Here is a 23,299-nt window from a genome sequence, read left to right as displayed (position 1 = left end):
ATGTTGGTAGCCGAGGTGGTCGGGCGTGTTCTGTACGGGCACGGCGTACGGCATGTCTTCGGGGTGGTCGGCAGCGGCAACTTCCATGTCACGAACGCCCTGGTGGCGGCCGGCGCCCGGTTCGTGGCGGCGGCCCACGAGGGCGGCGCGGCGAGCATGGCCGACGGGTACGCCCGCACCTCCGGGACGGTGGGCGTGCTGTCGGTGCACCAGGGTCCGGGTGTCACCAACGCGCTGACCGGCCTCACCGAAGCCGCGAAGAGTCGTACCCCGATGGTGGTCCTGGCCCCGGAGGCGACCGCGCCGCGGTCGAACTTCTTCATCGACCTGCCGGCGCTCGCCGCCGCGGTCGGGGCAGACTTCCATCGGGTACGCGCGACGCACGCGGCCGAGGACGCGGACGCGGCGTACCGGGCCGCCGCCCGGGGTGCGACGGTGGTGCTGGGCCTGCCGTTGGAGGTGCAGCACAGCGCGACCGAACCGTGGTCCGGCCCGGTCCCGGCGCTCGCGCCGACCCCGGCCGCCGCCCCGCGGGTCGAGCCGTTACTGGCCGCGCTCCGGGCCGCCCGCCGACCGGTCTTCATCGCCGGGCGGGGCGCCCGGACGGCACAGGACCCGCTGATCCGGCTCGCGGACGCGTGCGGCGCGCTGCTCGCGGTGTCGGCGGCGGCGAAGGGACTGTTCGCCGGGAACCCGTGGAACCTCGACGTGGCAGGCGGCTTCGCCACCCCGCTCGCCGCCGAACTGATCGGCGCGGCGGACCTGGTCGTCGCGTGGGGGAGCACGCTGAACATGTGGACCACCCGGCACGGGGAACTGATCCCGCCCTCGGCCGTCGTCGTCCAGGTGGACCACGACCCGGCCGCGTTCGGGGTGAACCGCCCGGTCGACCTGACGGTCACCGGCGAGGTGGCGGCGGTCGCCGAGGCGGCGCTCGGTGGGCTGGGCGACCACCCGACGGGGACCGTGGACGGCGGATGGCGAACGGCCGAGCTGGCCCAGCGCATTCGCGACCACGGCCGGTGGCGGACGGTCCCCTACCAGGACGAGGGTGGCGGCGTACCGGCGACGATCGACCCGAGGACGCTGTCGGCAGCCCTGGACGACCTGCTGCCGCCCGACCGCACGGTGGTGGTCGACTCGGGCAACTTCATGGGCTACCCGTCCATGTGGCTCGATGTGCCGGACGTGGCCGGATTCTGTTTCACCCAGGCGTTCCAGTCGGTCGGGCTCGGCCTGGCCAGTGCCCTCGGCGCGGCGGTCGCCCGACCGGACCGGCTCACCGTCGCCGCGCTCGGCGACGGTGGGTTCGTGATGTCCGCGACCGAACTGGTCACCGCCGTCCGGTTGGCGGCACCCCTCGTCGTGGTGATCTACAACGACGCGGCGTACGGCGCCGAGGTGCACCACTTCGGCCCGGACGGGTACCCGTTGGAGGCGGTCACCTTCCCGGACACCGACCTGGCCGCGATCGCCCGAGGTTACGGCTGCGACGGAGTGACCGTCCGAACCGTCGACGATCTCGGGCCGGTACGCCGATGGCTCGCCGGTCCCCGTACCCGGCCGTTGGTGGTCGACGCCAAGGTCAGCTCGGCGCGTGCGTCCTGGTGGCTGGAGGAGGCGTTCCGTGGCCACTGAGCCACCGCCGCCCGGTTGTCACCTCAGGAGCGTGGGGGGCACCGCGAGGTCCGCCGAGGCGTAGAGGTCCGCGACGGGGCCGGCGTCGTCGGTGGCGCAGGTGGCGGCAATCGCGTCGATGAGGTCGTCGTAGTCGGGGCCGGTCCTGCCCTGGTAGGAGGCCTCCATGCGGCCCCACTCGTCCCACGGCAGCGTCTCGACCCGGTTCAGCGCGGCGAGATCCCTGATGGCGTTTCCCCGGATCTCCGCGGGCCCCCAGTTGTCGGTGCCGTGCACGCCGAAGCGCGCGGCATCGATCCGGCCGGTACGGAAGGCCGTCCACGCCTCCCCACCGGTGAGGAACTCGCCAGCGGCGAGGTTCTCGGGTGTCGCCACGACGGAGAGGCCCAGGACCTCGGAGTCGATCCGCACCCACCGCCCGTCGTGCCGGTACTCGGTGATCCAGTGGTCCACGCCGTACCCGGGTTGGAAGTACGTGGCGAAGCCGCAGCGGGCTCGGGCCGCGATCCCGCGGTGGCGCAGCAGGGCACAGCTGAGCACGGCGAAGTGACGGCAGGTGCCGATGAGTCGCCGGTCGGGGTCGCGTGGCACGGTCAGCGGGGCCGGGTCGAGGGCGAGGAGGGCGTCGATCATGCCGGCGACCGGACGGAGCTGGTTCTCGGCGAACCGCTCGTCGGCGATGCCGAGGCCGGTGGCGTCTCGGGGCTGGATGACGAGGCCGCGCACGAGGCGGCAGATCTCGACGGGCCCGCTCGGGACGTTCGTCAGCGCCGGCTCGTGGGCCGGGTCGATCCTCGTCAGTGGACCCGCCGTGGCGTAGTCGATCGTCCCCGTCATGCCGGGCAGATTAGGCGTCGCGACCCGGAGCCGCTGCCCCGGACCTGGGGGTCACGCGTTGTCCAATGACCATGGTCGATCCCTTGACACTCCTGATGCGGTCGCTAACACTTGTCCGCAACACGAATGTAACGAGATGGTTCGATGTCCCTGAGCCGTGCGAGGCTCCCACGCTGTTAGCGCTAACGCCGACGTGCGTGCGCGCGAGAAGGAGACAGGCCAGTGCGGAAATCTCTCGCCCGGATCTGTGCGGTGGCGGTCGCCGCGTGCCTGCTGTTCACCACCTGGTCGGCGGCGATGCCGAAGCAGGCGTCCGCACTCGACCCGACAGTCGGCTACCTGATGGCGCACTTCACCGGCGAGTCGTCGACCGACCAGCAGATCTACCTCGCGCACAGCACCGACGGGCTGCGGTGGACGGACCTGAACAACGGCGGGCTCGTCCTGCGGTCCACTGTCGGCACCCGCGGCGTCCGCGACCCCGCCCTGGTCCGCTCGCCCGGTGGCGACAGGTACTGGATCATCGCCACCGACCTGTGCATCGGCTGCGGCCAGGACTGGTCGGCCGCGATCAACAACGGCAGCCGCAACCTGGTCGTGTGGGAGTCCACCGACCTGGTCACCTGGTCGGCGCCGTGGCTGCTCAACGTCGCCGGCGCGATCCCCGACGGCCGCAACGCGTGGGCCCCCGAGGCGATCTGGAACCCGGCGACAGGCGACTACGTCCTGTACTGGGCGACGAACGTCCCGCTCAACGGGGCGACCAAGCACCGCATCTACCAGGCACGCACAGCGAACTTCCGCAGCATCACCACCCCCCAGGTGTACGTCGACCGGCCCGGTGGCCAGGAGATCATCGACACGCAGATCGTCGAGGTGCCCGCCGGCGTCGGTGCCTACCGCTATGTCCGGGCCTCCCGCGACGGCCAGATCACCCTCGAAGGCAGCAACTCCCTCCTGGGCACCTGGACCACGATCGGGAACCTGTCCGGCATCGGGCTGACCGGCTCGCAGGTCGAGGGTCCGATGTGGATGCGGTTCAACGCCCGCAACGAATGGGTGCTCTACCTCGACCAGTACGCCAGCGGTCGCGGCTACCTGCCCGTGCTGACCACCGACCCGTCGAGCCCGGGCAGTTACCGGCTGCCGGCGTCCGGCTCGTACGCCATGGGTGGCACCCGCAAGCGGCACGGCTCGATCCTCAACCTGACCGCCGCCGAGCAGAGCCGGGTGCTCGCCCGCTGGCCCGCCACCGCCGTCAACCGGATCCAGTCGTACAACTTCCCGGACCGGTACGTACGGCACGCCGACTACGACGCCCGCATCGACGCGAACGTGAGCCCCGCGCAGGACGGCCAGTGGCGGCTGGTGCCCGGCCTGACCGGCTCCGGCACGGTCTCCCTCCAGTCGGTCAACTACCCGGGCCACTACCTGCGCCACTACGGGTTCGACTTCCGGCTCGAGGCCAACGACGGCACCGCCACCTTCGCCGCCGACGCCACGTTCCGGCAGGTCGTCGGCCTCGCCAACTCCTCGTGGACGTCGTTCCAGTCCTACAGCCATCCGGACCGGTACATCAGGCACTACAACTACCTGCTCCGGCTCGATCCGGTCACCGACGCGCAGAGCCGCGCCGACGCCACCTTCCGCGTGACCAGCTGAGGCTGGTCCCCGTTCCAAGGAGTTCCGACGTGGCAACACATCGACGGACGATGTCCGCCCTGGTGGCCGTGCTGACCGCGATGGTCGGCGTCGTCGTCACCGTGGCCGCGCCGGCCGCGGCAGCGACAAGCGGATTCCGAGGCATGAACTGGGCGGTGCTCGGTGACAACTTCAGCACCGGGCCGCTCGTCGTGCAGGGCCTGAGCGCCTCCGACAGCAACGCGACGGTGCGGGCCAAGGCGAACGCCCTCTACGACGACATGTCCTCCGCCATGGGCGTCAACACCGTCCGGCTGCCCATCAACACCCACACCGTGGGTACGGACTGGTGGGACGCCTACCGGGGCGCCATCGACGCCGCCACCGCCCGCGGCTTCAAGGTCATCCTGGCGTACTGGGAGGACGGCGCGGCGTCCGGCGGCAGGATCACGAACCTCTCCGCGTGGAACGCGATGTGGTCCACGGTGACCAACACGTACGGCTCGAATCCCAACGTCTACTTCGAGCCGATGAACGAACCGCACGGCTACAGCTCGGCGGAGTGGCGCGACGTCGCGGCGAACTGGCTCAGCTACCACTACTCTGCGGTGCCGGCCCGGGTGCTCATCGGCGGCACCGGCTTCAGTCAGGACCTGCGGGACGTCTGCAACGACAGCCGCTTTGCCTCGACGCTGCTGTCCTTCCACCACTACGCCTTCTTCTACGGCGCGATGACCTACGACGCCTTCCGCAGCCACATCCAGACCCGCCTCGGCAACTGCGCCTCCCGGGCCGTCGCGACCGAGTTCGGCGCGCCCATGAACGACGGCCGCAACTACGCCGACGCGGGCAGCACCGACAACTTCGTCCGCCACATCCGCGCCATGGCCCAGGTCATGCGCGACAACCAGATGGGCGGCACCTACTGGCCCGCCCTCGGTGGCAAGCCGGGCACCATCGGGTACGACTGGTACTCGATGTTCTCCCTCAGCGGCAGCGGCACCAACCTTGACCTCACCATCCGCAATGCCTCCGGCGCCGACCAGATCCGGTACGCGTGGGGCGACACCATCGGGGGAGGCCCCACGACGCCCCCGCCGTCGACGGGGACGTTCTACCGGATCACCGTGCGGCACAGCGGCAAGGCCATGGACGTCCAGCAACCCAACACCGCCAACGGCGCGCGCGTCGGGCAGTACACGTACGGCGGCAACGCCTGGCAGCAGTGGCAGTTCCAGGACGCGGGCAGCGGCTACTGGCGCATCGTCAGCCGGCACAGCGGAAAGTGCCTCGACGTGGTGAGCGCCTCGACCGCCGACGGCGCCGAACTCGTCCAGTACACCTGCGGCACCGGCGGCAACCAGCAGTTCCAGATGGTCGCCAACGGCAGCTACTTCCAGCTCCGGGCACGACACAGCGGCAAGTGTGTGGACGTGCCGGCCGCATCGACCGTGGACGGCGTGGTCCTCAAGCAGTACGCGTGCAACACCGGCGCCAACCAGCAGTGGTCGCGGGCGGCGGTCTGACCGCTCACCCGAGCGGTGCCGTACAGGAGTCGGAGCGTACGGCGACGGTTCAGGTCGAGGGTGAGGTCCGCGTCGGCGATCGTCGCGTCCGGCTCTGCGACGTGTCCGCGGAACCGTCGGGACGGGTGGCGGTCGGCGTCCCGGCGGTGCCGGCCCGCCGCGCGTCGACCGCGAGCAGCGTGAGGGCGACAAGCGTCAGCAGCCCGCCCACAAGTGCCAGCGGGCGCGCCCCCCAGGCGGGCAGGAGGGCGCCGCCGAGCAGCGATCCGCCGGCGATACCCGCGTTGAAGGCGGTGCTGACACCGGCCGACGCGATGTCCGTGCTGCCCGGGGCCAGTTGCAGCATGCGGCTCTGCACGGCCGAGCCGAACGCCGCGTAGGCGAGGCCGAACCCGGCGAGGAGGGCGACCACGGCGGGCCGGAGCGCGCCGAGCGCGTACAGGCCGACCAGTGAGGCCGTGCCGATGCTCAGCGGCGTCAGCAGGGAGGTGACCGGCCGGGAGTCCAGGGTCCGGGCAGCGGCCAGGGTGCCGACGATGCCGGCGGCCCCGGAGACGAACAGCAGCGGCGCCAGCACCGCGTCGGCGAAACCGCTCACGTCGAGCAGGAACGGCGCGACGTAGGTCTGCAGAGTCATGAAGCCGCCGATGCCGAAGGCGGTCGCGATCAGCAACAGAGCGAACCGGCGGCGGTCCGGCGCGGTGCCCCGGGCGGCTCCACCGGCGGCCGGGGGATAGGAGGGAAGGAGGACGAGCACCGCGGCGGCGATCACCAGACCGACCCCGGCCAGCACCGCGAACGCCGTGCGCCAACCGGCCTGCTGCCCGAGCCAGGTCCCGAGGGGTACGCCGAGCACCGGGGCCAGCGTCGCCCCGGTCGCGAACAGCGCCACCACCCGACCGCGCACCGCGACCGCGAAGTGCCCGGTCACGGTCGCCGTGGCGACGGACCAGAACAGCGCCTGGGCGAGCGCGGTCACGACGCGGGAGCCGGCCAGCACGGCGTACGTCGACGCGAGCGCGGCGACGGCGTTGGCGGCGGCGAACAGGACCATGGTGACGCCGAGCAGGAGACGCCGGGGTACCCGCTGGGTCAGCCGGGTCAGCGGCACGGACGCCAGCACGACCACGATGGCGTACCCGCTGACCAGCAGGCCCACCTGCGACAGGGACCGGTCGAGATCGGGCGCGATATGGGTCAAAAGACCCACCGGGAGCAACTCGGTCGTGATGAACGCGAACGCGGCGAGGGACAGCGCGACGAGCACCGCCCATGCCCTTCGCGGCGACAGCTCCGGCGCCATGTCCCACCCCCCTCGGTCGGATCACCGTAGCGAAGGGTCCTTGCGCCCGAACCGCCGACACCCCTCGGACGGCTCCGCGACCAGGGATTCCTCTCCGGGCGGCGGCTGCTCAGCGGCCACGACCACCCGGCGGAGCGCATCGGCGAGCTGCGCCGCGTTCGCCGGTTCCAGCATGCTGATGTGGTCGCCGGGGACGGACCTGGCGCTGATCGCCCCGCCGCAGTGACGCGACCAGCCGGCCACGAGTTGGTGGACGGCCCCCGGCCGCTCCGGTACGAGAAGGTGGACCGCCCCGCCGTAGGGCTCGGGTTGCCAGGCGGAGACGGCGACCGTCAACGCGACGGCCGTACGCGCCCGTCCCAGCACGTAGCCGTGGTCGTCCGGGTCGACGAGGCCGGCATCGGTGAACCGGCGCAGGATCTCGGCGTACTGCCGGTCCTCGTCCGGCAACCGCCGCAGGCGCTCCGGATCCACCAGCAGGCGCCGACCACCGACCGCCTGGCTGAACGTCTCGGCGAAGTCGCACAGCGCCTCGGCGTGGTCCGTCGGCTCGGCGCCGGCGACCGGGGGTCGGGTGTCCATCAGGATCAGGGTCACGTCGTCGCCCTCGGCGCGCAGCCGGGCCGCCATCGACCAGGCGATGGCGCCGCCGAGTGACCAACCGGCGAGATGGTACGGGCCGTCCGGCCGGACGTGCCTGATCGCGCGTACGTACCGTCGGGCCAGGGCGTCGACGCTCGGCGCGGGAAGGTCCGGCGGGACCTCCTCGGCCTCGATGCCGAGACAGGGCCGGTGCTGACCGAGGTGCCGAGCCACGGACCGGAAGGCCGCGGCGGTGCCCGTGCTGCCGTGCACCAGCAGCACCGGGGTCCCGCCGACGGGGGCGCCGAGCGCGACGACGGGTGATCGGATCGGGTCCGCCACGTCCACCGTCACGGCCGACGACCATCTCGACCCCCCGCTCGGCGCAGAGCGCCACGGGAGTGTCGGTCGACACCCCGAGGTGCCGGAGTCGCTGCGCCAGCCGATCCGCCGCCACGAGCTGCGCGTAGGTGAGCAGTACCGGTCCGCTGACGAGAGCCGTCGCCGTGGGTGTCCGACGCGCCGCCTCGGCGACCAGGTCGTGCAGGCACCGGTCCGCCGGAAACGGCGCGGCGGTGGCGTTCCACCGCGCGTCCAGCTCCTCAACGGTCGGGCGTACCGCCATCAGGTCGCTCCTCTCCCGGGCCAAGCGGACCGGTTCACCGCACCAGCGACGGCTATCTCGCCGGTATCCCGCCGGGTCGCGCAGCCGTGAAAGGACGCCGATAGCCGCACCGGCCACCGTGGGGTTCGGTCGGGCTCTCCGGGTCCGATCCGAGCCGCCGCAGCAGGGAAGGAACGGGGATGGAGATGAACGGCGCGGTCCTGTCCGACCCGGTCGGCGTGGACCTGCTGGACCCCGACTCGCACGCCGGCGGTGGGACCGGCCTGCGCCAGGTGTGGGAACGACTGCGCGCCGGCTCTGGTGGCATCCCGCCGCGGGTGACCGCCCGGGATTCTGGTCGGTGACCGGCCACGCGCACGTGGAGTCGCTCTACCGGGACGCCCACGCCCTCAGCTCCGAATCCGGGAACATGGCCGACACCGTGCTCGGTGGAGGCGACACCGCGGCCGGTCGGATGCTCGTCGTCTCCGACGGGCCACGTCACCTGTCCCTGCGGCAACTCCTCGGGAGCGGCTTCAGCCCCCGTGGTCTGCGGCCGGTCGAGGCTGCCATCACCCGCGCCACCGCCATCGCCGTCGACCGGGCGGTGGCTCGTGGAACCGTGGACTTCGCCGGGGACGTCGCCGCCGTCATCCCCCTGACGGCGATCTGTGAGCTGCTGGCGGTTCCGGAGAAGGACCGCGCGGAGATCCTACGACTGACCGCCACCGCGATGTCCTCCGACCGTTCCCACGACGGCGGAGTCGGCGCGAAGATCGCGCAGGGTGAGCTGCTGCAGTACTACGCACGCGTCGCCGCGGAACGCCGGTCGACCCCGGGCGACGACATCGTCAGCATGCTGGCCCGCGCCGACGTGGCCGGCGGCCCGCTCACCGATCAGGAGCTACTGCTCAACTGCTACAACCTGATCATCGGAGGGGACGAGACGGCCCGGCTGTCCATCGCCACCGGTCTGCTGGCGTTGCTGGAGCATCCCGCTCAGCTCACGGCGATCCGCCGGGATCCGAGCCTGCTGGCGACCGCGGTCGAGGAGATCCTGCGCTGGACGACGCCGGTCACGCACGTCGCCCGCCGGGCGGTGCGCGACCTGACGGTCGCCGGTCGGTCGATCCGCCGACACGACCCGGTGATCCTGTGGAACGTCGCGGCCAACCGGGATCCGGCGGTATTCGCCCGGCCGGACGCCTTCGAGGTCGCCCGTACGCCCAACCGGCACGTGACCTTCGGCGCCGGCCGGCACTACTGCCTCGGCGCCTCCATGGCACGCCTCGAACTGCGGCTGCTGTTGCAGACGCTGCTGCGGCGCGCCGGCCGGATCGACCTGGCCGGAGAGGTGAGCTGGATCCGGTCGAACTTTCTCAGCGGCGTGAGCCGACTACCGGTACGGATGACGGGGGTGCAGGAGTGATGACGCACGTGGTCCAGAGCGACGTCGACGCGCGCGACGGTGTGGCGGGGCCCACCGGGCACCCGTTCGCGAGCGCCGACATCGGCACCGAGTTCGATCGTGTCGCCGGTGCGTACCCGCGGCACGTGGCCGTCGTGGACGACCGGCGTGAGCTGACCTACGCGGGGATGCTCGCCGCCGCGGACGCCTTCGCGGGCCGGCCCCGGGACGCGGGCGTGGTCCCCGGCGCACGGGTCGGCGTGGCGGTGCGGCGCTCGGTGGAGTCCATCGTCGCCCTGCTCGGCATCCTCAAGGCCGGCGGGGCGTACGTACCGGTCGAGCCGGAGCACCTCGGCACGCGACGGGCGGCGACGATGCTGAGCGACGCCGGAGTCGGACTGGTGGTCGCCCCGGCGGCCGTGCGGGACGTCCTTCCGGCGCGGTTCGGCGTCGTCGACGAGCACGGCGCCGTGCTGCGCCCGGCCGTCGCCGCGCCCGTCCTCCCGCCGTCAGTTCCCCACGTCGCGTACGTCATGTTCACCTCGGGCACCACCGGCACGCCCAAGGGCGTCGAAGGTGACCCACGGCAACGTCGTGCAACTGGTTTGCGGCCAGGCGTACGCGCGATTCGAACCCGACGAGACGTTCCTGCACTGGTCGGCGCTGTCGTTCGACGCGTCGACGCTCGAGATATGGGGGGCGCTGCTCTGCGGTGCGCGGCTGGTCGTCGCGCCGCCCCGGATGGACGTACTCGCCGACCTGCCCGGACTGCTGCGCCGTCAGCGCGTCACGGTCGCCTTCGTCACGACCTCGCTCTTTCACGAGCTTGTCGACCTGGACGTCACGACGTTCGACGGCCTCCGGCAGGTCCTCGTCGGAGGCGAGCGCCTGGCGCTGCCGCACGCGCGGCGCATGGTCCGGCACGCCCGCGAGGTCCCGGCCGCGCCAGAGGTGATCAACGGATACGGCCCCACCGAGACCACCACGTTCGCCACCTGGTTCCCACTGCGCGAGCTGACGGGTACGGACGGCGACGTCCCGATCGGGCGTCCGCTGGCCCGGGGCAACGAGACCGTGCCCACCGTCGTGCTCGCCGGCAAGTCTTTCGTGAACCCCGACCGGGCCTGGTTCCGCGAGCGGCTCCGCTCGTCCTGAGCCGGTCGGTGCCGCCCGCGCCGGTGTCCGGTCGGGCGATCGGCCGACAGCACCGGCGCAGGCTTGATTGGATCGGGATTCGTCAATAGATTGGGTGTGGGCGCCGCCGGGGTCCGGGGGACCGGGCCGTCGGCGGCTGACAGGTCCACCCCGAGCCGGGCACATCGGTCGTACGCGCCGACCAGTCGCTGTCGCGCACCGCCGCACCGCACCCAGGGCGCGTTGTCGCGCCGCGTCCGTTGACGGGCGCGCGTCGCCACGCCGCCTCCGTCCAGCTCGTTTGATGCCAGAAGGACCTCCCATGACGATTTTCCGCGCCCGCCCCGCCCTGACCCTGGCGGTCGTCGCCGGGCTGGCCGCCACCGTGACCGCGACCGGAACGGCCCTGCTCACCGGCCCGGCAACGGCAGCCCAGGGCTGTCGGGTCGACTACACGCCCAACCAGTGGCCCGGCGGCTTCACCGCCACCGTCAAGGTTTCCCCCGGCGACACCGCCGTGTCCGGTTGGACCGTCACCTGGACGTACGCCGGGGACGAGCGCGTCACGAACGGCTGGAGCGCCACGGTCAGCCAGTCCGGCTCGACGGTCACCGCCCGGAACATGTCGTACAACGGCAGCGTCCCGGCCGGTGGCTCCACCGAGTTCGGGGTGCAGGGCACGTTCGGCACCAGCGGTGGCGCGCCGACCGGGTTCAGCCTGAACGGCGTACCGTGCAACGGCGCCGGGCCGACCACCCCGCCGCCGACGACGCCCCCACCCACGACGCCCCCGCCGACCACCCCGCCACCGCCCACCACGCCCCCGCCGCCGACGACGCCCCCGCCCACCACGCCGCCGCCGGCTGGCTGCGCCGGTGCGGTGCTCTGTGACGGCTTCGAGAACCAGACCGGCTCGACGCCGTCCGGGGACTGGACCGTGGTGAGCCCGGACTGTTCCGGCGCCGGCACGGCCACCATCGACACGACCACCACGCACAGCGGGAGCCGGGCGGTCCGGATCAACGGCGCCGCGGGCTACTGCAACCACGTCTTCATCCGGTCCGCGAAGAACCTCAGCAGCGTGGGTAGTGTCCGCTACGCCCGGATCTGGGTACGGCACACGACCGCCCAGCCCACCGACCACACCACGATGGTGACGATGGCCGACGCCGCCGACGGCAACAGGGACCTGCGGTTGGGTGGCCAGAACGGCGCCCTGCAGTGGAACCGCGCATCCGACGACGCGACCCTGCCCGAGCAGAGCCCAGCCGGCGTGGCGCAGAGCCTGCCGCTGCCCACCAACCGGTGGGCCTGCCTGGAGTTCATGGTGGACGGCTCGGCCGGTCAGCTCCGTACCTGGCTGGACGGCACCGCCGTCACCGGCCTCACGGCGGACGGCGCACCGACGCACGACATCGACGGCCAGTGGTACAACCGCACCTGGCGGCCGCAGCTCACCGACCTGAAGCTGGGCTGGGAGAGCTACGGCGGGGGAGCCGACACCCTCTGGTACGACGACGTCGCGGTCGGGTCCAGCCGGATCGGCTGCTGACCCACCCGGTGATGCGGGTTACGGTGCCGGCATGGACATCCAACCGATCGTGTCCGTGGGTGCGGCGTATCTCGCCGACGGTCCCGCCGACGGCGTCGACCTCAGCCTGTTCGGACAGTTCGCCGGGTCCTGGGACCTGGACTGCACGGAGTACGAGCCGGACGGCTCGACGACGGTACGGCGAGGCGAGTGGCATTTCGGGTACGCGTTGGGCGGCCAGGCGACCACGGACGTCTGGATCCTCCCCGGGGTCGAACACGGCGTCAGTGTGCGTTTCCCCGATCCCTCGGCGGGTGCGGACGTCTGGCGCTCGACGTGGGTGGGTCCGGGACGTCGCCGGGTGCACACGTTCCTGGCCTCGCGTGTCGGCGGGGACATCGTGCTCGATGGTGGCGACCTGCGCTGGACCTTCTTCGACATCGGGTCCGACGCCTTCCGGTGGCGCAACGAGGCGCGCCGGTCCGACGGGGCGTGGGGTCTGCAGCAGTCGTTCCGGGTGTGGCGCCGGACGTGACCTCGCCTCGCCGCCGTCCCGGGCCGGTGAGGTGGCGATGAGCTGACCACCGGTCACCGGCGGCACTATCGTTCTGGCGTGCACATCCGTTTTGGCGTACCTGCCGATCCCACCTACCCGGGCCGGGTGGCCGCCGCGCTCGGTGGTGTCCGGCTGCGCAGGTTCGGTTATGTCGGCGCGGCACTGGCGGCGGTCGGGGCGGTCGGTCTGGCCGCCTCGCGGGGGTTCGGCTGGAGCGAGCAGGCCTCGCCATTGTGGCTGGCGATGATCGTGGGCGGCGTGTTGTCGACGCTGTACCGGCCGTGGGTGGTGTTGCGGGCCCGGCGCCGCTCCGGTCGTTACGCGGTCGAGGGTGCCTACGACATCACCGACGACAACATCATGATGCGCAGCGGCTCGGAGTCCGGCGGCATCGCCTGGGACGGCGTCAGCCACGTGAAGGACACCCGCGAGTTCTGGATCGTGTATGTGGGGCGGATGCCGGCGACCGTGATCCCTCGCCGGTTGATGTCCGCCGAGGACGCCGAGACGTTGCGGGTCTTCATGGCCGGGCGAGGGCTGCTCGACGGTCGGTGACACCGGTGATCGTCGAAAAAAATCTGGGCGTGCGTGTCGATCGGGGCAGGTGCCGTTCGTAGCCCTGGTGAGAGCCCGGCACGAGACGGGCCACACACCCGCTGGAGGGCACGATGACCACCACTGCGAACACGACCCCCGCCACCACGTCGACCGTCGGCGCGGTGACCCGGACCGGTGTCGTCGCCACGGTCGCCGCGAGCGCCGCCACCATGGCCGTCGCCGCGGCCGGCCACGCGGCGGGGGTCAGCCTGGACGTCGGGGGCTCCCCGATCCCCGTGTCCGGTTTCGGCGTGCTGACCGCGACGTTCTCACTGATCGGCGTGGTCGTCGCCGCGCTGATGTCCCGCTTCGCCCGGCGCCCGCGCCGCACGTTCGTCCGTACGACCGTGATGCTGACGGCCCTGTCGCTGGTGCCGGACCTGATCGCGGACGCCGGCGTGGGCACGAAGGCGCTGCTGATGCTCACCCACCTGGTCGCGGCCGCGATCGTGATCCCCGCTGTGGCCCGCCGCCTGGCCGCCTGACCTGTCGTCAACCCACCACCGAGTTACCGGAGGACCGTCATGCAGCAGTACCTGCTTTCCGTGCACGTCGTCGAGGGCGCACCGGACCCGTCCGACGAGGAGATGGAGATCGTGTTCAGGGAGACCGGCCGGATCAACGACGAGATGCAGGCGACGGGTGCCTGGGTCTTCGGCGGAGGGCTCCGGCCGCCGGACAGCGCCACAGTCGTCCGGATCGAGAACGGCGCGACCACCATGAGCGACGGGCCGTTCGCCGAGACGAAGGAGCACATCGCCGGGTTCTGGGTGATCAAATGCGCGGACCTGGACGAGGCGCTGGCCTGGGCCGGGAAGTGCGCGGCGGCCTGCGGCCCGGTCGAGGTGCGCCCCTTCGACGACCTGTCCCAGGCCTGAGCGGGAGCCGTCGACCGGACATGGACCTGGCGAGCATCTACCGCGCGGAGTACGGCCGCTGCGTCGCCACCCTGGCCCGCCTCCTCGGTGACATCAACCTCGCCGAGGAGGCGGTCCAGGACGCCTTCACCACCGCGTTGCAGAAGTGGCGGACCCCGCCGCCGAACCCGGGCGCCTGGATCGTGACCACCGCCCGCAACCGGGCCGTCGACCGGCTCCGCCGAGAGTCGACCCGCGAGGCCCGGCACGCCCAGGCACTGCTGCTGCATCACCAGGACGAACCCCAGGAGGTGGGACCGGTGAAGGACGACCAGCTGCGGCTCATCTTCACCTGCTGCCACCCGGCGCTCGCCCCGGACGCGCGGACCGCCCTCACGCTCCGCCTGCTCGGTGGTCTCGAGGTGCCGGAGATCGCCCGGGCGTACCTCATCCAGGAGGCCACCGTCGCCCAGCGGATCGTGCGCGCCAAGAGGAAGATCCGGGACGCCGCCATCCCCTACCGGGTACCCGCCGAACACGAGCTGCCGGACCGGCTGCCGCCCGTCCTCACCGTGCTCTACCTGATGTTCAACGAGGGCTACGCCGCCACCGCCGGTCCGTTGATCAGGACGGACCTGTGTGCCGAGGCGATCCGGCTCGCCCGCGAACTCGCCGCGTTGATGCCCGACGAGCCCGAGGTGCTGGGCCTGCTCGCCCTGCTGCTGCTGACCGAGGCACGCCGCCCGGCCCGGCTCGACGCGAACGGCGACCTGGTGCCGCTGGCCGCCCAGGACCGGTCACTGTGGAACCCGGCCCTCATCGCCGAGGGCCACGACCTGGTCCGTCGTTGCCTGCGGCGCAACCGGCCCGGCCCGTACCAGATCCAGGCCGCGATCAACGCGGTGCACACCGACGGCGCCGGCACCGACTGGCCGCAGGTCCTGGCACTGTACGACCAGCTCCTCGCCCTCGCGCCGACGCCTGTCGTCGCGCTCAACCGCGCGGTCGCCGTCGCCGAGGTGCACGGACCTGCTGTCGCCCTCGCCGCGCTGGAGGGCATCGACCTGCCGGGCTACCACCGGTTGCCCGCCACCCGGGCCGAGCTGCTGGCCCGGGTCGGACAGGACGACGAGGCCCGAGCCGCCTACGACCAGGCCATCGCGCTGGCCAGCAACGAGACCGAGCGGGCCCACCTGCGGACCCGTCGTACCGCACTCACCCGGGAACGGAGACCATCATGACCGCCACCTACACCGTCGACGTCTTCTCCAGCCTCGACGGCTTCGGCACCGCCAGCGGCAACTGGGGCGGTTACTGGGGCAAGCAGGGCCCCGAGTTGCTGGCGCACCGCCTGTCCGTCTACACCGAGGAGCAGCGCATGGTCCTCGGGGCCAGCACGTACCGGGTGTTCGCGCGGATGCTGGCCGCGAGCACCGAGGAGTCCGAGGTCCGTGACGCCTGGGTCGACCGGATGAGGAGCCTCCCGGCGACCGTGGTGTCGAACACGCTCGCGGAACCCCTCGACTGGCCGGACGCGACGCTCGTCCGCGGTGACGCCGTCGAGGTCGTCACCCGGCTCAAGGAGGAGTCCGACGTTCCCCTGCGCTCGCACGGCAGCCTGTCGATGAACCGGGCGCTGATGGCCGCCGGCCTCGTCGACGCCGTCCAGGTGACGATCTTTCCAGTGATCACCGGTCGGACGGGAACGGAGCCGATCTTCCAGGGGGCGGACGACTTCGATCTGGAACTGATCGGGAGCCGGACGCTCGACGGTCGCTCCCAGGAACTCACCTACCGGCCCACCCCGCACGTCTGAAAGCCGGCGTTGGCTTTGCCGCGGTTCCGCCCTATGGTGGAGGCATGTCTCCGGTCACGTTCCGCTCCGCTGCCGTCACTGATGTGGCGGCATTCGGTGCTGTCCGTCTGGCGACAGCGGCGCGCCTGATGGCCGGCATGCGCGTGCCTGTCGTCCGCGTGCTGCCCATCGCGCCCACGTCCCGGCTGGCGAGCCCGGCGCGAACCGGCCGAGGCCCCCCGCGGAATCGTTGCATCCCAGAACGACCGCCAGGGCGAAGCTGTCAAGCTTCGGCCTTTTTCTTTTTCCACGCCCTCTCCTTCGAAAGGTAGACCATGAGCGTCGATCACCGAACCGTCGACCAAGGCTGGCTGGCCGATCTGCGAGCGTCCCTGGCGGACGACTTCGCCACGCAGACGGCGCGGCTGCGGGAACTGACCGAGCTCAACGCGGACACCGGCGACCCGAGTGAGGCCCACCACCGGGCCGCCCTGCTGGTGGCCACCCGTCGCAACATCGAGCAGATCACCGGTGCGCTGAGCCGGATCAGCGACGGCACGTACGGCGCCTGCGAGAAGTGCCGGAAGGACATCCCCGCCGAGCGGCTCGACATCCTCCCGCACGCCCGCTTCTGCGTGTCGTGCCAGGAGAAGCACAACAGGTGACACCCCGCGTGGCTGCCGTGTCACGTCTGTGGCACGGCAGCCACGGTCCCTCACCTGTCCGCGACGGTGACGACGTCCAGGACGTCAAGGATGCCCAGGAGCCCGGCGAGGGCCACCGCCTCGGAACGGGTCAGGGTCAGAGAGCAGGTGGCGTCGGGATCGTCGTGGGACTCGTACACGAGATCCCGCCGGCCGCCCGGATGGTGCGTGACCACCCCCACGCGGCGGCCTTCGGCGGTGGTGAACATGCGGCGCACCCCGATGCCGGGCAGCGGGGTCAGTTCGACAATCATGACGTCTCCAGGGGCGACGCGACGGACCTCGCGCGGCGGCCGGCAGCGGGTGCGGGCCGGCGCGAGCCGGTGCGGGTTGGTCAGGCGGCGGCGGACGCGTGCCGCGGCGGAGCGCGGTCCGCCGACCAGGCCGGCACACAACCGGGGATCGCCCGTCGCGTCGACCGGAACACGATGCACAGCCCGATCGACCGGGTGGCCGCGAGCACCATCACGACCACGGCAAGCACCAGCATCGTCGGCAGCGGCAGACGCTCGCCGACGCGCGCCCGGCCGCGTCGATCGTGCATGCCGCAAACATAGCCGTCGCCCAGAGTGCCGGCCACATCCGCGTCACGTGACGGTCGGTCGCGTGCGACCTCGGCGCGGAGCCACCCCGCGCGTCGGCGTCCACCATCGACGGGCATCATGTCGGCGTGAATTCGACAGTCGCCGCTCTGCTCGGCTCCGCGATCACCGCCGGCGCATCCCTGTTCCTGGTCCTGGTGCAGAGCCGACTGAGGCGGCGACACCGCAAGCAGACAGACCTTCAACGCGCGTACGTCCTCATGCTGTCCGGCGCCCTGCGCCTGGCCCACAAGGTCGAGGCGCTGCGGCAGACCAGGTACTGGCGCTCGGGCCTGCGGGAGGTGGGCGACCAGCTGTTCGGAGGGCAGAAGCCGCTGGATCCGATGGTGCTGCACGACTGGCTGGCCAGGGACATGACCACCGTGGAGGACGCCTGGTCGCAGATCTGGACCAGCGGCGACCAGGACGGCATCGCCCTGGCGAACGGGCTCATGACCGCGTTCAACGGGGTGATGGACGCCGCCATGACGTCCAGCGGCACGGAGTCGTTCGAGGCGACCGACGAGATGGTGGTCGCCACCCGCCGCCTCGGCGAGGCACGCGGGCAACTCGCCCTGCACGCCCGCCGGGTGGCGAAGCTGGGCCCGCGCGACGTGGACCTGTTCACCGACCGCGAATACGCGGCGGTGCCCGCCTGAGACCAGCTCGCCTGGTGGCGGTGGAGGCCTGCGGTCCGCCGGCCCCCACCGCGTACCGGGTCAGCCCAGGTACTTCTCCCACGGACCGGTGATGGCCAGCGTCAGGCCGGGGTCCTGCATGTTGACGAAGAGCACCCGGCCGTCGGCCGTGAACGTCGGCCCGCAGAACTCCGAGTCGTTGAGCTGGTTGCGGGCGATCGCGTACGTCGGGCCGCCCGGGATCGCACTGAGCACGTGGGAGGCGCCCGAGCCGTCCTCGGCGAGCACGAGGCTGCCCCACGGGGTGACCGTCACGTTGTCCGGGCCGTCGAAGGTGAGGTCGGTGTACCTGACCGGCGTCCCCTCCTCGGAGGCGGTCTGGTGCGGGAAGTACGTGACCAGCTGGATGGTCTGGGCCCTGTAGTCGTAGAACCAGACCATGCCGTCGTGCGGGGCGGCGTCCGCCGGCAGGTCGCCGTCGTCCCAGGCGTAGGAGTTGACGACGTAGACGCCCTCGTCGGTGCCCCACACGCCCTCGAACTTGCGGCCGCGGGTGACCTGACCGTCGGCGAACTGCTCGCGGACGGACGTGGTGCGCGCGTCGCGGTCCGGCACCTCGATCCACCGCACGGGGAAGGGCCGGCCGAGCTGCGCGGAGGTCAGGTAGGCGACGTCCGGCAGCACCGAGCCGTCGTCCATGATGATCTGCATGGCGGCGAGGACACCGGCGTCGGGTGCGAGGCGGGTCAGTACGCCGGGGCCCAGCTTGACGCCGCGCGGCGCGGTCCAGCGGTAGAAGAGGCCGTTCGGTCCGTCGGCGTCCTCGGAGAGGTAGATCCGGGTGCGGTCCCTGTCCACGGCCAGCGCCTCGTGGGAGTAGCGGCCCAGGCACCTGACGGGCCTCGGGTCGGCGCTGCCGTCGGCCCAGACCTCGAAGACGTAGCCGTGGTCCTTCTGGTAGACGCCGGACCGACCGTCCTCTTCCCACACGTCGCCGGCCCGGTCCTCGGTCTCCTCACAGGTGAGCCAGGTGCCCCACGGGGTCGGCCCACCGGCGCAGTTGGAGATCGTGCCGGAGAGGGCCACGAACTCGCCCAGGTTCCGGCCGGTACGGTCCGTCCTGATCACGGTGCAACCACCGGCGTCGACGGCGCCCGGGTCGTACACCGTCCCCTTGACGTGCGGGACGCCGAACTCGGCGCCCGGGTCGATCTCGTGGTTCTGGATCAGGGTGTACCGGCCGTGGCCGGCGTCGTAGACGGCCATGCCGTCGTGGTCCGCCGGGGTCGTGCCCTGGCCGCGGTCGAGCCGGGTGACGCCGGTCCGGGTGACGATGGTGTAGCTGAAGCCCTCGGGCAGGGCGAGGATGCCGTCGGGGTCGTCCACGAGCGGCGGGAAGGGCGCATGTCCGCCCTTGACCGGCGGCTGCGGCCGGCCCGGGCTGGCCTGGGCCAGGGACGGCAGGCCGCCGGCGACGGCGAGGCCCACGCCGGCGGCGGCACCGCTGGCGAGGAAGGTACGGCGGGAGGAAGGCACGGGGATCAGCTCCTGGTCAGGATCAAGTGCGACGACCGACAGCCAACCCCCGCAGGCGGACGCCGACACGTCACCCGGGGGGGTCTGGTGGTGACAGCGGAGTGAAGAATCGGGGTCTCGTTAACGACGGTCACCGCACCCAGGGCCTGCCCGCCGGTACGGGACCAGTGGCGAGGCGCGAACTATCGTGAGGCCGTGAGTACTCATGACACGCCCGCGCAGACCGGTGACCTGCCGCCGATCGGGCGACCCGCCACCAGGGCACTGCTCGAAGCCGGCATCACCACGCTCGCGCAGGTGGCCACCCACAGCCGCCGCGATCTCCTGGCCTTGCACGGAGTCGGGCCCAGGGCGGTCGGCATGCTGGCCACCGCGCTCGCCGAGCGCGGTCTTGCCTTCGACGATCTGTAGGCGGGGCCGCGACGCGACGCCGCCCTGATCGGGTCGGGTCCGGTCGGGTCGGCGGCGATTCGCGGACGAGCCGAGGAGAGCGCGGGCACTGGAATCACCACATCCTCCGCTGACGCGGAGGTTTCCGAGTTGAACGGAAATAGAAGGAAGCGCCCGCATGGCCTCGGCTGTCGCCGCTTACCCAGGGATCAGCTCGCTGAGTCGATCAAGTGTATAGGTCTCCGATCCGTCGGGCAGACCCTCGGGGGCCTCGATGCCCACGAAGGTGACCGGCTCCTCGGGGAGCCGTCCGTCCCATGTCGACACGTCGGCCCGTGCCCGCCACCTGTCGACCAGGTAGCCGACGGTGAGGTAGCGCCGTTCCACGAGTGCCCGTACCCGCTCGGCCGTACCGAAACCGTTCTCCTCCACGCGGTTGAAGGACGGCAAGCCCCGCAGGTAGAGGTGCAGCCACACGGCCTGCCAACCGGCCTCGGTCCGGGCGAACACCACCGGCAGCGCGACCCGGCCCCGGCCACGCATCTGCGACCGTGCCCGGACCGTCCGCGCGTCGAACGGCGCACCGCGCTGGTCCCGGGAGCGGGTCTGGTACCCGAACATCGACTCGGCGACCTCGTCGAACGACTCGCCCGCGTAGATGTTCACCTGCGGCACCACGTAGCGCGCGCCGACGGTCAGCCGCACGTCGATGAACTCGGTCGCGCCGTTCGCCGCGTCGGTCACGTCGCCGGAGTGCACGACGCCGCCGCGGCGGTAGTTGGTCCAGGACACCTGGCCCGCGCCGTGGAACTCGTCGTCGAGCAGCAGCACCGACAGGTCGTAGTCGGTGCGACGACCCGTCTGGCGCCAGTACGTGAAGAAGCGCAGCAACTCACCCGACACCGACCCCCGTGAGCCACGCGGCAGCACCGCGAAACCGCCCTCGGACGCCTTGCCGGACAGCGGCAGCGCGACGTCGAGCACCTCCGGATCCACCAGCAGCGGCCGTTCCGGCGCCGGCAGCCGGGCGTCGATTTCGGCGTCGAGCAACGACGACAGCTCGGCCACCAGCCCGGCCGGCAGCGGCGGACGTACGTCGGGACCGACCCAACCGGTGCGGGAGCGGCTCGCGTACATCCGGGCGGACACGGGAGCCGACCGGTTGTCGACGTGCTCGCGCAGCGAGAGGAGCACCCGCCCGGACGCCGAGCCGAGCGCACCGGTGACCGCGTCGACCACAGTGGACCGCTCCGACGGTGACGCCAGCCGCAGCAGCCGGTCCGCGGATCGCAGGAGCATTCCGGGCGCGGCCGACAGCACCGAGGCCGCCGGACCGATCGCGCCGGCGCTGATCGCCGCCTCCGCCCGGCCGGCGAGACCGCGTACGCGCTGCTCGCCACGGGCGACCGCGAACACCGCCTGGGCGTGCGGCCACCTGTCGTACTCGTGGGGGTGCAGCCGCTCGGCGAGCCGCTTCCACCGCTCGGCGTAGCGCGCGACGTCACCGAGCTTGTGCGCGTTCGCGCCCACGACCGTGTCGAGCGCGGCCAGCAGAACGCGCCGCTCCGGACGCCTGAAGGCGCGAAACCGCGTGGGTGTCACGAGTGAGGTGTCCCCGCCGGAGACCTGGCAGGCGAGGCGCAGCACGTCGGTCGTCGTGTCCACACCGATCAGCGGCCGGCCGAGGACCAGCCGGATCCCGTTGAGGACGGCCCGGTTCTCGCGGACCGGGATCCCGGCGGGCTGGGGGCCGTCGGCGCAGGCGACCGCGAGTTCGCCCAGGAGCGCGAGGTCCGTCTCGCCCAGTGGCGTCGCGCTGCCGGCCAGAGCCAGGTAGAGCCGTTCGGCCTCGACGTCGACGGTGTCACCGAGGCGCAGCACGGTCACCCGGTCACCGGCCGCGCCGATCAGGTCGTCGTGCGCGGCCAGCAGCTCGGCGTAGGTGTGCTGGTAGGTGCCGTACGCCGGCAGGTCGAGCAGGTTCACCTCGCCCCGGGCGAGGGCCTCTCGCAGGCGCTCGTCGGTCGCGCCGCCGGCGAGGACCGCCGCGCGCAGCCGGTCCGTCCAGAATTCGATGGTGTCCGGCACGTCGTCGGGGAAGCCGATGAAGTACGCGTTGTGCGGGACGTGGTCGCCGACGAGCTCGCGGACCGCCGAGACGACGGTGGCGGCGAGGTCCATCGCCGGCGCGGGGGCCAGTGTGCCGATGTGGTCCAGCAGGGCCCGCGACGCCGAGAACCCGACGTCGAGCAGCGCCGCGTCCAGCTGCCGGGCCACCGGCGTGCCGTCGCCTGCCGCGCCCGTGCTGGCCGGGACGCGGAGGGTCTTCTGGATGAGCAACTTGGCGAGCACGCGGTCCTCCGTTCCGGTCGACTCCGACGGGTGCCGGTCGACGCCGTGGCACACGTGGGTCGCCGGGGACTCGAACCCCGAACCCTTCGATCCGAAGAGAAGGAAGCGCGCCCATCGCCGCACCGGGCGGAGGGCGGACGCGCTAGCCGATTGCTCTGCCAGTTGAGCTAGCGACCCAGATGTCGATCATCGCATCGATCGAGGCGGTGTGGCTATCGAGATTGCCGCCGGGCGTCAGCTCGTCGCGGCCGGCTGCCCGCTGCGGTCGCCCGACCTCGTGTCGTGCCCGGGGCGGCGGGTCAGCACCTGCGGGCCGTCCGGGGTGACCGCGACGGTGTGCTCCGAGTGGGCGGTGCGCGAGCCGTCCGCCGACCGGATCGTCCAGCCGTCGTCGTCGTACCTGATCCGGTCGGTGCTCTGGCAGAGCCACGGCTCGATGGCGAGCGTCAGGCCGGGCTTGAGTTTCATGCCCCGGCCGGGGCGGCCGTCGTTGGGTACGTGCGGGGCCTCGTGCATGGTGCGGCCGATGCCGTGCCCGCCGAACTCGTTGTTGACCCGGTAGCCGTAGCGGCGGGCGACCTCGCCGATGGCGGCGGAGATGTCGCCGAGCTGGTTGCCCGGTCGGGCGGCGGCGATTCCGGCCTCCAGGGCGACCTCGGTGGCCTCGATCAGCTTCAGGTCGTCCGGGGTGGGGGTGCCGACGACGACGGAGAGCGCGGAGTCGGCGGCCCACCCGTCGATCCCGACGGCCATGTCGATGCTCAGCAGGTCACCGTCGCGCAGGGCGTACCGGTGCGGCAGACCGTGTAGCACGGCGTCGTTGACCGACAGGCACAGGACGTTACGGAACGGGCCGCGCCCGAACGACGGCGTGTAGTCCCAGTAGCAGGACTCGGCGCCGCGCTCCTTGATCCGGCGGCGGGCGTGGTGTTCGAGGTCCATCAGGTTGACCCCGACGGCGGCCATCTCGCGCAGCTCCGCCAGTAGTTCGCCGACGAACCGCCCGGTGACTGCCATCAGGCCGATCTCCTGGGCGGACTTGAGTTCGATCACGATCAACACTCCCTCTCCGTAGCGGTATATTTATAC

Annotated in this window: 24 protein-coding genes, 1 tRNA gene and 2 pseudogenes; 17 read left to right on the top strand and 10 right to left on the bottom strand. The window is 71.9% G+C overall.

Annotated features, from left to right (window positions below; all coding sequences use genetic code 11):
* On the top strand, window positions 1–1,638 hold the full coding sequence (locus ABZS77_RS10835; protein ID WP_354820610.1) for a thiamine pyrophosphate-binding protein: 1,638 nt from the start codon (window positions 1–3) through the stop codon (window positions 1,636–1,638).
* Window positions 1,639–1,656: 18 nt separating this feature from the next.
* Here the strand turns inward: ABZS77_RS10835 and ABZS77_RS10830 are convergent, their stop codons facing one another.
* Entirely contained in the window at window positions 1,657–2,475 is an 819-nt protein-coding gene (locus ABZS77_RS10830) for a transglutaminase domain-containing protein (protein WP_354820607.1), read from the bottom strand.
* Between the two features lie 222 nt (window positions 2,476–2,697).
* Between ABZS77_RS10830 and ABZS77_RS10825 the strand changes: the two genes are divergently transcribed.
* Window positions 2,698–4,137 (top strand): glycoside hydrolase family 43 protein, encoded by a 1,440-nt coding sequence (locus ABZS77_RS10825; protein WP_354820604.1) that lies wholly within the window; start codon window positions 2,698–2,700, stop codon window positions 4,135–4,137.
* A gap of 29 nt (window positions 4,138–4,166) precedes the next feature.
* Complete coding sequence (locus ABZS77_RS10820) at window positions 4,167–5,642, top strand: RICIN domain-containing protein (RefSeq protein WP_354820601.1); 1,476 nt, start codon at window positions 4,167–4,169, stop codon at window positions 5,640–5,642.
* Window positions 5,643–5,691: 49 nt separating this feature from the next.
* Here ABZS77_RS10820 and ABZS77_RS10815 read toward each other — a convergent pair whose 3' ends face one another.
* The 3 genes and pseudogenes from ABZS77_RS10815 to ABZS77_RS10805 all read right to left on the bottom strand — a co-directional run.
* Window positions 5,692–6,945 (bottom strand): MFS transporter, encoded by a 1,254-nt coding sequence (locus ABZS77_RS10815; protein ID WP_354820598.1) that lies wholly within the window; start codon window positions 6,943–6,945, stop codon window positions 5,692–5,694.
* Between the two features lie 21 nt (window positions 6,946–6,966).
* Complete coding sequence (locus tag ABZS77_RS10810; protein ID WP_354820595.1) at window positions 6,967–7,881, bottom strand: thioesterase domain-containing protein; 915 nt, start codon at window positions 7,879–7,881, stop codon at window positions 6,967–6,969.
* A 64-nt stretch (window positions 7,882–7,945) separates the two neighbouring features.
* Window positions 7,946–8,152: pseudogene (locus ABZS77_RS10805) on the bottom strand (hypothetical protein); the annotation flags it as partial.
* A gap of 179 nt (window positions 8,153–8,331) precedes the next feature.
* Here ABZS77_RS10805 and ABZS77_RS10800 point away from each other — a divergent pair.
* From ABZS77_RS10800 to ABZS77_RS10745, 12 genes and pseudogenes are all read left to right on the top strand, one after another.
* Complete coding sequence (locus ABZS77_RS10800) at window positions 8,332–8,496, top strand: hypothetical protein (RefSeq protein WP_354820592.1); 165 nt, start codon at window positions 8,332–8,334, stop codon at window positions 8,494–8,496.
* On the top strand, window positions 8,493–9,560 hold the full coding sequence (locus ABZS77_RS10795) for a cytochrome P450 (RefSeq protein ID WP_354820589.1): 1,068 nt from the start codon (window positions 8,493–8,495) through the stop codon (window positions 9,558–9,560). The genes ABZS77_RS10800 and ABZS77_RS10795 overlap by 4 nt, the downstream gene beginning before the upstream one ends.
* Window positions 9,560–10,099 (top strand): annotated as a pseudogene (locus ABZS77_RS10790) (AMP-binding protein); the annotation flags it as partial. The gene ABZS77_RS10795 and the pseudogene ABZS77_RS10790, both read left to right, overlap by 1 nt.
* Before the next feature lie 16 nt (window positions 10,100–10,115).
* The gene (locus tag ABZS77_RS10785; RefSeq protein ID WP_354820586.1) at window positions 10,116–10,694 is read left to right on the top strand and encodes an AMP-binding protein; all 579 of its coding nucleotides are present in this window, start codon (window positions 10,116–10,118) and stop codon (window positions 10,692–10,694) included.
* A gap of 301 nt (window positions 10,695–10,995) precedes the next feature.
* Entirely contained in the window at window positions 10,996–12,225 is a 1,230-nt protein-coding gene (locus ABZS77_RS10780; RefSeq protein WP_354820583.1) for a cellulose-binding domain-containing protein, read from the top strand.
* Window positions 12,226–12,256: 31 nt separating this feature from the next.
* Window positions 12,257–12,739 carry a hypothetical protein gene (locus tag ABZS77_RS10775; protein ID WP_354820580.1) on the top strand — a complete coding sequence of 161 codons (483 nt, stop codon included), beginning with the start codon at window positions 12,257–12,259 and terminating at the stop codon, window positions 12,737–12,739.
* 78 nt (window positions 12,740–12,817) lie between these two features.
* Window positions 12,818–13,315: a YcxB family protein gene (locus ABZS77_RS10770; RefSeq protein WP_354820577.1), complete on the top strand. Its 498-nt coding sequence runs from the start codon at window positions 12,818–12,820 to the stop codon at window positions 13,313–13,315.
* 113 nt (window positions 13,316–13,428) lie between these two features.
* Complete coding sequence (locus ABZS77_RS10765; protein WP_354820574.1) at window positions 13,429–13,842, top strand: DUF6069 family protein; 414 nt, start codon at window positions 13,429–13,431, stop codon at window positions 13,840–13,842.
* A gap of 39 nt (window positions 13,843–13,881) precedes the next feature.
* Complete coding sequence (locus ABZS77_RS10760) at window positions 13,882–14,235, top strand: YciI family protein (protein WP_354820571.1); 354 nt, start codon at window positions 13,882–13,884, stop codon at window positions 14,233–14,235.
* A 20-nt stretch (window positions 14,236–14,255) separates the two neighbouring features.
* Window positions 14,256–15,455 carry an RNA polymerase sigma factor gene (locus tag ABZS77_RS10755; RefSeq protein WP_354820568.1) on the top strand — a complete coding sequence of 400 codons (1,200 nt, stop codon included), beginning with the start codon at window positions 14,256–14,258 and terminating at the stop codon, window positions 15,453–15,455.
* On the top strand, window positions 15,452–16,030 hold the full coding sequence (locus tag ABZS77_RS10750) for a dihydrofolate reductase family protein (RefSeq protein ID WP_354820565.1): 579 nt from the start codon (window positions 15,452–15,454) through the stop codon (window positions 16,028–16,030). The genes ABZS77_RS10755 and ABZS77_RS10750 overlap by 4 nt, the downstream gene beginning before the upstream one ends.
* A 314-nt stretch (window positions 16,031–16,344) precedes the next feature.
* Window positions 16,345–16,674: a TraR/DksA C4-type zinc finger protein gene (locus ABZS77_RS10745; RefSeq protein WP_354820562.1), complete on the top strand. Its 330-nt coding sequence runs from the start codon at window positions 16,345–16,347 to the stop codon at window positions 16,672–16,674.
* Between the two features lie 50 nt (window positions 16,675–16,724).
* Here the strand turns inward: ABZS77_RS10745 and ABZS77_RS10740 are convergent, their stop codons facing one another.
* Together ABZS77_RS10740 and ABZS77_RS10735 are read right to left on the bottom strand one after the other, a co-directional pair.
* A complete protein-coding gene (locus tag ABZS77_RS10740; protein ID WP_354820559.1) occupies window positions 16,725–16,967 on the bottom strand; it encodes a potassium transporter TrkA in 243 nt (80 codons plus the stop codon).
* Window positions 16,968–17,047: 80 nt separating this feature from the next.
* A complete protein-coding gene (locus tag ABZS77_RS10735; RefSeq protein ID WP_354820556.1) occupies window positions 17,048–17,257 on the bottom strand; it encodes a hypothetical protein in 210 nt (69 codons plus the stop codon).
* Between the two features lie 126 nt (window positions 17,258–17,383).
* On the opposite strand from ABZS77_RS10735, the gene ABZS77_RS10730 reads away from it, so the two are divergent.
* The gene (locus tag ABZS77_RS10730; protein WP_354820553.1) at window positions 17,384–17,953 is read left to right on the top strand and encodes a hypothetical protein; all 570 of its coding nucleotides are present in this window, start codon (window positions 17,384–17,386) and stop codon (window positions 17,951–17,953) included.
* A 60-nt stretch (window positions 17,954–18,013) separates the two neighbouring features.
* Here ABZS77_RS10730 and ABZS77_RS10725 read toward each other — a convergent pair whose 3' ends face one another.
* Window positions 18,014–19,468, bottom strand: a complete 1,455-nt coding sequence (locus ABZS77_RS10725) for an alkaline phosphatase PhoX (protein ID WP_354820550.1) — start codon at window positions 19,466–19,468, stop codon at window positions 18,014–18,016.
* A gap of 195 nt (window positions 19,469–19,663) precedes the next feature.
* On the opposite strand from ABZS77_RS10725, the gene ABZS77_RS10720 reads away from it, so the two are divergent.
* Window positions 19,664–19,879, top strand: a complete 216-nt coding sequence (locus ABZS77_RS10720) for a DNA-binding protein (protein ID WP_354820547.1) — start codon at window positions 19,664–19,666, stop codon at window positions 19,877–19,879.
* Between the two features lie 177 nt (window positions 19,880–20,056).
* On the opposite strand, the gene ABZS77_RS10715 is transcribed toward ABZS77_RS10720, so the two are convergent.
* The 3 genes from ABZS77_RS10715 to map form a co-directional block, all read right to left on the bottom strand.
* The gene (locus ABZS77_RS10715; protein WP_354820544.1) at window positions 20,057–22,210 is read right to left on the bottom strand and encodes a hypothetical protein; all 2,154 of its coding nucleotides are present in this window, start codon (window positions 22,208–22,210) and stop codon (window positions 20,057–20,059) included.
* Between the two features lie 55 nt (window positions 22,211–22,265).
* A tRNA-OTHER gene (locus tag ABZS77_RS10710) sits at window positions 22,266–22,387 on the bottom strand.
* 57 nt (window positions 22,388–22,444) lie between these two features.
* Window positions 22,445–23,263, bottom strand: a complete 819-nt coding sequence (map, locus tag ABZS77_RS10705; protein WP_354821274.1) for a type I methionyl aminopeptidase — start codon at window positions 23,261–23,263, stop codon at window positions 22,445–22,447.
* Window positions 23,264–23,299 lie beyond the last annotated feature (36 nt).

The sequence above is a fragment of the Micromonospora sp. NPDC005298 genome (genome assembly GCF_040607375.1).
Taxonomy (GTDB): domain Bacteria; phylum Actinomycetota; class Actinomycetes; order Mycobacteriales; family Micromonosporaceae; genus Micromonospora.
Note: the sequence above shows the minus strand (reverse complement) of the source record. Positions and strands in the feature narration are given on the sequence as shown.